Source organism: Gilliamella bombi (assembly GCF_900103255.1).
In the GTDB taxonomy this organism is placed as follows: domain Bacteria; phylum Pseudomonadota; class Gammaproteobacteria; order Enterobacterales; family Orbaceae; genus Gilliamella; species Gilliamella bombi.
Map to the genome: position 1 here is coordinate 1 of NZ_FMWS01000123.1, position 1,357 is coordinate 1,357.

Below are 1,357 nucleotides of genomic sequence, written 5' to 3' on the forward strand. Positions count from 1 at the left end.
ATACGAGATGTATATAGGTGACTGGAGTTCAGACGTGTGCTCTTCCGATCTGAGCCCATTTTGAACAGGCTTGTCGCTATTGGTTATTGTTTTATCAGTAAGATGATTAGCCGATGTGGTTAAAGTAAATTCGTCTGGCTCGTCAATTTTGCTATAATCGGGTATTGGGAGCCTAGTCAGTATATCGATATTACGATCGTACTTTTCGAAATAGGCTTTTTTATCCGTCCAAATAAGATTTAGGTCACCATAGTTTTTGCTGATGGCTAATAACGCTATTTGTTGCGAGGTGATACGGTATTTTAGATCGATATATTTTTCGGGTAGTGGGTCTGGCTCGCTTTTTAGATTTGGGTAATCATTAATAAATAAGCGAATCATGGCGATTGCAGTTTCATTTTGATTGTATTTGGCAAAATCGGGAATATCCAAATAAAAATAGATATGCCGTTGAAATTGATTTGGGGCATCGGGCATTGGTGTTGATGATGGTGCATGATATAGCGGTTTTAAACGAATAAAGGTTTGAATATTATAGACTATAATCGCATAGTCGTTGAGCGCTAAGCCAAAACCCGCGTGAGTGCTGTATTCATCTTCGTGATAGGCTTGATAGCCTAAATAATCCAATTCTTCTTGCTTACCAAAGCAACAACGGTTTAACCAGTGCTGAATAGCAGTATAGTTATCGTACTTTTTACTAAACATAATCGCAATTGAACCACCAATCATTAAAATAGCCCCCACAATCACAGTTATCCATGAACCTGCTAATGCTACTATAACAGCACCAAAACCTAATGCAATAGAACCACCGACCCTCATTTGAAAATATAAGTTATCCTCCATATTCATCATATCAAACGAGCTTTTTAACTCGCCAATCGCTTCTAATACCGTGATTGCCGCTGTTGCTCCGGCAACGGTTTTAGAAATTATGGAATTGAACCTAAGCTTAGCTTCTATTTTTGTTACATCTTTACCTGCTTTAATCGCTTCAGCCATTTGCATATTGAGTTTGATATTTTTATATTGGCTACTTAGATCGATACCGGTTAGTACCAGTGACACCAGATCTTTAAGCATTTGCCCTTTTAGTTCGGTTTCACCGTTACCTTCTTTCACTTCATCCCATTCTTTAAGCATATCGCTGGAATGGCAACACATTTTCAAACAAAAAAATTAAGGGGTAAGTGTTTTTTAAATTCAACGGGAGGCAAGTAGCCTAACGAAGAATGTAATCGTTTATGATTATACCAATAAGCATAAGCCGAAAAAGCGCGTTGTAACTCAGCCGTTGAGTTGAAACGTTGGCCTTTTACAAATTCCGTTTTAATTGTTTTAAATGTCGCTTCCG

At 37.9% G+C, this 1,357-nt stretch carries 2 protein-coding genes; both read right to left on the minus strand.

The features are described 5' to 3' along the window. Positions 1-1,146, minus strand: a 1,146-nt coding sequence (locus tag B9N71_RS13775; RefSeq protein ID WP_143422169.1) for a hypothetical protein, incomplete at its 3' end; no start/stop codon positions are given. A 23-nt stretch (positions 1,147-1,169) separates the two neighbouring features. Beyond that, a partial coding sequence (locus B9N71_RS12635; RefSeq protein WP_143421972.1) for an IS3 family transposase occupies positions 1,170-1,357 on the minus strand: 188 nt, incomplete at its 5' end.